Genomic DNA, 5,890 nt, shown 5'->3' on the forward strand with positions numbered 1-5,890 from the left:
GCGCCGCGGTCCCGGCGGGACGGCGGAGGCACCCGCGCGACACCGCCCCGGCGCCCTGCCGGGGCGGTCCGCGCACCCGCAGCACCCGCAGGACCCGCACGAGGGAGATCGCCATGGCACCCGAACGCTCCGCCGGCAGCCCGGCGCACCGGCCGAAGGCCGTCGACGGGGGGCGCTCCGCCCTGCGCTGGGCGATGGGCCTGGCCGCGGCGGGGGTGCTGGTGATCTACACCTCGGTGGACACCACCCCGGCCGCACCCACCACGGCCGCCGCCGGGCCGGCCGCCGCCTCCGCGTCGGCGTTCGTGCCGCCCTCGCGCAGTGCGCCCGCGGCCCCGGCGATGCCCCGCTCCAAGCCGGTCCGGATCCGCATCCCGTCGCTGTTCGTGGAGGCCCCGTTCACCGAGCTCGGGCTGACCGCGTCGGGGCAGCTGGCCGCCCCGCCGGCGGGCGACCGCAACCTGGTCGGCTGGTTCAAGAACGGCCCGACCCCCGGGGAGCGCGGCAGCGCGGTGGTCGCGGGCCACGTCGACACCACCACCGGGCCGGCGGTCTTCCTGATGCTGCACGTGATGCGGCCGGGCAGCACCGTGGAGATCACCCGGGCGGACGGCACGGTCGCGGTCTTCTCGGTGGACTCGGTGCAGACCTTCGCCAAGAACGCCTTCCCCGACAAACAGGTGTACGCCGACACCCCCGACGCCGAGCTGCGGCTGATCACCTGCGCCGGCGAGTACGACCGCAAGACCCACGACTACGCGGACAACGTGGTGGTCTTCGCCCACCTCCAGTCCTCGCGCACGGCCTGAGCCGGCCCGGCGGCCGCCCCCTATCCTGGGCGGATGCCGCTGCCCGCCGCCCTGCCGACCCCCCTGACCGAGGTCGCCGACCCGGTGCTGGCCCGGGCCGGCGTCCGGCTGCGGCTGAAGCGCGACGACCTGCTGCACCCGGCCGTGCCGGGCAACAAGTGGCGCAAGCTGACCCCGAACCTCGCGCGGGCGCTGGCGGAGGGCCGCACCCGGCTGGTCACCTTCGGGGGCGCCTACTCCACCCACCTGCGCGCCACCGCCGCCGCGGCGCGCGCCCTCGGCCTCGCCTCGACCGGTGTGGTGCGCGGCGAGGAACTGGCCGACAGACCGCGCAACTGGTCGCTGGCGGCGGCCGAGGCGGACGGCATGGAGCTGGAGTTCGTCGACCGCGCCGCGTACCGCGCACTCGCCCCGGCCGCGGGAAACGCCGCGGACGGCCGCTGGGGGGACGCCCTGGTGCTGCCCGAGGGCGGCTCCAACGCGCTCGCGGTCCGCGGCACCGCCGCGCTGCCGGCCGAGATCGGCGACCTCGGGCCCGCGGACGTGGTCTGCTGCGCGGTCGGCACCGGCGGCACCCTCGCGGGGATCGCGGCCGGCCTGCCGCCGGGCGCCCGCGCGCTCGGGGTGGCGGTGCTGCGCGGTGAGGGCTACCCGGAGGCCGAGGTGGCGGCGCTGCACCGGGCGGCGTACGGCCGTTCCTTCTCGGGCTGGCGGATCGACCACGGGTACCACGGCGGCGGGTACGGCCGGGTGCCGGCCGAGCTGGAGGCCTTCGCGGCCTCCTTCGAGCAGCGGCACGGCATCGGCGTCGAGCGCCGGTACGTCGCCAAGGCACTGCGGGCGGTGTACGGCCTCGCGGAGGCGGGCCGGCTGGCGCCCGGCACCCGGGTGACGCTGGTGGTCACCGGGGTGCCGGACGAGGCGGCCGCGGCGGCGGTCAGCCGAAGCTGAGGTCGGAGCAGAGGTCGCTGTCGGCCGGCCGGGCGTTGCCGGTGATGCCGGTGGGGACGGCGTCCGGCAGCACGGCCGCGCCGGCCGGGTCGCCGGTGGCGTGGTCGGTGCCGAGGGTGAGCAGCAGTCCGTCGGCGGAGGCGTCCTGGCGGACCTCGGCGCCCGGGTAGCGGGCCGCGAGCTGCTCGGCCTCCGCCCGGTGGCCGGCGGCGTACCCGACCACGGTGGTGCTGCGGAGCTTGGTGTCGGAGGCGATGACCACGTCCTGGTAGCCGAGGGTGCGCAGCGCCGCGGCGGCCCGGCCGGCCGTTCCGGCGGCTCCCGAGGCGTTGTGCACCTGGACGGTCACCGCGGTGCCGCCGGCGCTCGCGGAGGCGCCGGGACCCGGGCCGGCCGAGGGGTCGGCGGAGGCCGTCGGGGTGGGCGACGCGGCGGAGATCAGCCCGGGGGTCGCGGCCGTGCTCTGCCCGGTGGCGTGCCCGTCGAGGGTGCGGTCCTGGCGGAGCATCTCCCAGAGGGTGTCGACGTCCGGGTGGACGAGGGTCACCCGGGCCCCGGCGAACTGCCAGGGGACGGTGACGAAGGTGATGCCGGAGAGCTTCACGCCCTGGAGGGACTGGGCGAAGGTGGCGAGCTTCATCGCGCTGCCGAGGTCGGGGTCGACGGTCAGCGACCTGGTGGCCGCGTCGGCGAGCGGCAGCAGGGTGGTGAGGTCCATGCCCTGGGTCTGGACCTTCTTGATGAACGAGGAGACGAAGGCCTGCTGGCGCTTCATCCGGCCGATGTCCGAGCCGTCCCCGAGGCCGTGCCGGGCCCGCACGTAGTCCAGGGCGCTCTGGCCGCTGACCGTCTGGCGGCCCTTCGACAGGTGTATGCCGTACGAGTCGACGTCGTTGGGGACGCACACCTCGACCCCGTGCACCGCCTCGGTCATCGCGGCGAAGCCCTTGAAGTCCACCACGATGGTGTGGTCGATCCGCAGGCCGGTCAGCGCCTCGACGGTGTTCTGCGTGCACGCGGGGTTGCCCTGCGGGTACTCGCCCACGGTGAAGGCCGAGTTGAACATCTGGTTGGTGCGGGCGGTCGTCCAGCGTCCGCTCGGCAGCTTGCACGACGGGATGGTCACCAGGGTGTCGCGGGGTATGGAGACGCCGACCGCGTGCTTCCCGTCCGCGTACACGTGCAGCAGGATCGCGGTGTCGGAGTGGCCGACGCCCGCCTCGCCGCCGCCGAGCTCGTCGTTCCCGTCGGTGCGGGTGTCGGAGCCGAGCAGCAGGACGTTGACCGGGCGGCCGCCGCCGGAGGCGGTCGGGGCGGCGGGCGGGCGGCTGGTGGCGATGCCGTCCGCGGAGAAGGTGCTGATGTTGTGGTCGATGCGGTGGTAGAACCAGGCACCGGCGCCGGCGGTGGCCAGCACCAGGACGGCGGCGGTCGCCCCGGCCGCCCTGGCGAGGCGACCCGCGCGGCGGGAGGCGCGGCCCTTGTCGGTCATCTGTGGAGTTGCTCTCTGTTCGGCCGCGGACGGCCCGGCGGGCGGAATGGCGGGCACGCCGGTGTGCCGCCACTACTGAGACGGCCTGCCGGGCCGTTCGGTTACATGCCGATGCGGATCGGCCGAGGGTGAGAGGTGCGCAGCGCCCTGCCGCAGGGGCCCGGTCGGGGGCCGGGCCGGTCTCAGCCGGCCGGGGCGGCGCCGTCGAGCATCCGGCGGAGCAGGTCGCGCAGCACCGTGCGCTCCTCGGGGTCGAGTGCGGCCAGCGGCTCACGGGCGAAGTTCAGCGACTCGCGGAGCTCGGCCGAGGCGGCCGCACCGGGGCCGGTGGCGGCGACCAGCTTGACCCGGCGGTCCTGCGGGTCGGCCTCGCGGGTGACGAACCCGCGGGACTCCAGCCGGTCGACGATGCCGGTGATGTTGGAGGGCTCGCAGCTGAGCGTCTGGGCGATGTGCCGCATCGGCATCGGGCCGCGCCTGAGCAGGGCGAGCACCTTGGCCTGCGCTCCGGTCAGCGAGCGGGCGGCGGCGGCCTCCTCGTACTCGCGGTGGAAGAGCCCGACCAGGCTCGCCATGAGGTCGGTGACCTCCATCGTGATCGGATCGGTGGGCGGCTGCGTCTCCATGGCCTCCATGGTACCTGAACATTTGACATCCTGAACTATTCGTGTCCACGATTGCTTCAGTAAGTCAACCTTTCATGCGACGAACACCCCGAGGAGCAGTGCCATGGCAACCCAGGAGATCCCCACCACCGGCCGCGAGTGGCACCTGGCGGCCCGGCCCGCCGGCCGGCCCGTCCCGAGCGACTTCGCCCTGGTCGAGGCGCCGGTGCGGCAGCCCGGCCCCGGCGAGATCCTGGTCCGCAACGCCTACCTCTCGGTCGACCCGTACATGCGCGGCCGGATGAACGACGTCAAGTCGTACGTCCCGCCGTTCGCGATCGGCGCGGCGATGGACGGTGGCGCGGTCGGCTACGTGGTGGCCTCCGCCGCCGAGGGCTTCGAGGTCGGCGACGCCGTGCTGCACGGCCTCGGCTGGCGCGAGTACGCCACCCTGCCCGCCGCGCAGAGCGTCAAGGTCGACCCGGAGCTTGCCCCGCTCTCGTACTACCTCGGCGTCCTCGGCATGCCGGGCCTGACCGCCTACGCGGGCCTGCTGGAGGTCGCCTCCTTCGCGGAGGGCGACACCGTCTTCGTCTCCGGTGCGGCCGGCGCGGTCGGCTCGCTGGTCGGCCAGATCGCCCGCCTCAAGGGCGCCGCCCGGGTGATCGGCTCGGCCGGCTCCGCCGACAAGGTGGCCAAGCTGGTCGACGACTACGGCTTCGACGCCGCCTTCAACTACAAGGACGCGCCGGTCGCCGAGCAGCTCGCCGCGGCCGCCCCCGACGGCATCGACGTCTACTTCGACAACGTCGGCGGCGACCACCTGGAGGCGGCCATCGCCTCGCTCAACCCGCACGGCCGGGTCACCCTCTGCGGCGCCATCGCCCAGTACAACGACACCTCGGCGCCCGCCGCCCCGCGCAACCTGGCCGCCGCGATCGGCAAGCGGCTGCGCCTGCAGGGCATGCTGGTGCGCGACCACGCGGCGCTCCAGCCGCAGTTCGTCGCCGAGATCGCGGGCTGGCTGAAGGACGGCAGCCTGCGCTACGACGAGACCGTCGTCGAGGGCGTGGAGAACACCGCCGAGGCCTTCCTGGGCCTCCTGCGCGGTGACAACACCGGCAAGATGGTCGTCAAGCTCTGACGCTCCATCGCTCCGTCACTCCGGTGCGAACGGGGCCGCCCCCGTGGGTGCGGCCCCGTTCGCCTGCGCGGGGTGCAGCGGCGTCCGGGCGGCCCGACGGGGCGTCAGCCTGCCTGCGGGGCGGGCCGGCAGGGCGCTCGCGCCCCTGATAGGGCCGTTCGGGGGAGAGTGGCCGGGGAGGGGTGGACCCTGTTGGGGATTCGACTAGCATGGAGTGAAAGCTTGTCCGTTTTGCTCAATTTGATTACCTAATGTCGAGTAAGTTGAGCATCACGGGGAAGACCGAAACCACCGACGGAACACCTTCGGCGCGGGGCACGAGGCAGCTGGGGAAGGCGACCCTCGTCCACAGCCTGGAGGTCCCGGTGACGTCTCGTGGTGTGCTGTACATCCACTCCGCGCCCCGCGCGCTGTGCCCGCATGTCGAGTGGGCGGTCGCGGGCGTGCTCGGCGTGCGGGTCGGCCTCGACTGGATCCGCCAGCCCGCCGCGCCCGGCCAGTGGCGCGCCGAGCTCTCCTGGCAGGGCGAGCCCGGCACCGCGTCACGCCTGGCCTCGGCCCTGCGCGGCTGGCAGCTGATCCGGTACGAGGTCACCGGTGAGCCGTCCGCCACCGCCGAGGGCGAGCGCTACAGCTCCACGCCCGCGCTCGGCATCTTCCACGCCGTCACCGGCATCCACGGCGACATCCTCATCCCGGAGGACCGGCTGCGCGCCGTCCTGCTCCGCGCCAAGACCGAGGGCGGCGACCTGGAGGCCGAGCTCGCCCGGCTGCTCGGCAAGCCCTGGGACGACGAACTGGAGCCGTTCCGCTACGCCGGCGAGGGCGCCCCGGTGCGCTGGCTCCACCAGGTCGTCTGAAGGCCCCGCAGGCGACGCGGGCCCCGCAC

6 protein-coding genes are annotated in these 5,890 nt (G+C 74.6%); 4 read left to right on the forward strand and 2 right to left on the reverse strand.

Annotated elements, in window-relative coordinates; all coding sequences use genetic code 11:
- Nucleotides 1–113 precede the first annotated feature (113 nt).
- Nucleotides 114–809, forward strand: a complete 696-nt coding sequence (locus ACFV0G_RS33625; RefSeq protein WP_380556186.1) for a class F sortase — start codon at nt 114–116, stop codon at nt 807–809.
- Between the two features lie 33 nt (nt 810–842).
- Nucleotides 843–1,760, forward strand: coding sequence for a 1-aminocyclopropane-1-carboxylate deaminase/D-cysteine desulfhydrase (locus ACFV0G_RS33630; protein WP_380556188.1), 918 nt, complete (start codon nt 843–845; stop codon nt 1,758–1,760).
- Here ACFV0G_RS33630 and ACFV0G_RS33635 read toward each other — a convergent pair.
- On the reverse strand, nt 1,747–3,252 hold the full coding sequence (locus ACFV0G_RS33635) for an LCP family protein (protein ID WP_380556190.1): 1,506 nt from the start codon (nt 3,250–3,252) through the stop codon (nt 1,747–1,749). The genes ACFV0G_RS33630 and ACFV0G_RS33635 overlap by 14 nt on opposite strands.
- A gap of 182 nt (nt 3,253–3,434) precedes the next feature.
- Nucleotides 3,435–3,878: a MarR family winged helix-turn-helix transcriptional regulator gene (locus ACFV0G_RS33640; RefSeq protein WP_380556192.1), complete on the reverse strand. Its 444-nt coding sequence runs from the start codon at nt 3,876–3,878 to the stop codon at nt 3,435–3,437.
- A gap of 103 nt (nt 3,879–3,981) precedes the next feature.
- Here ACFV0G_RS33640 and ACFV0G_RS33645 point away from each other — a divergent pair, with 103 nt between their 5' ends.
- Nucleotides 3,982–5,001 (forward strand): NADP-dependent oxidoreductase, encoded by a 1,020-nt coding sequence (locus tag ACFV0G_RS33645; protein ID WP_380556194.1) that lies wholly within the window; start codon nt 3,982–3,984, stop codon nt 4,999–5,001.
- A 365-nt stretch (nt 5,002–5,366) separates the two neighbouring features.
- The gene (locus ACFV0G_RS33650) at nt 5,367–5,861 is read left to right on the forward strand and encodes a DUF3145 domain-containing protein (RefSeq protein ID WP_380556196.1); all 495 of its coding nucleotides are present in this window, start codon (nt 5,367–5,369) and stop codon (nt 5,859–5,861) included.
- Nucleotides 5,862–5,890 lie beyond the last annotated feature (29 nt).

This window comes from Kitasatospora sp. NPDC059571 (genome assembly GCF_042735675.1).
Lineage (GTDB): Bacteria > Actinomycetota > Actinomycetes > Streptomycetales > Streptomycetaceae > Kitasatospora.

Bases quoted from the DNA above. Each gene is read 5' to 3' on its own strand.
- ACFV0G_RS33625 (WP_380556186.1), top strand. From the start codon at position 114: ATGGCACCCGAACGCTCCGCCGGCAGCCCGGCGCACCGGCCGAAGGCC.
- ACFV0G_RS33630 (WP_380556188.1), top strand. From the start codon at position 843: ATGCCGCTGCCCGCCGCCCTGCCGACCCCCCTGACCGAGGTCGCCGAC.
- ACFV0G_RS33635 (WP_380556190.1), bottom strand. From the start codon at position 3,252: ATGACCGACAAGGGCCGCGCCTCCCGCCGCGCGGGTCGCCTCGCCAGG.
- ACFV0G_RS33640 (WP_380556192.1), bottom strand. From the start codon at position 3,878: ATGGAGACGCAGCCGCCCACCGATCCGATCACGATGGAGGTCACCGAC.
- ACFV0G_RS33645 (WP_380556194.1), top strand. From the start codon at position 3,982: ATGGCAACCCAGGAGATCCCCACCACCGGCCGCGAGTGGCACCTGGCG.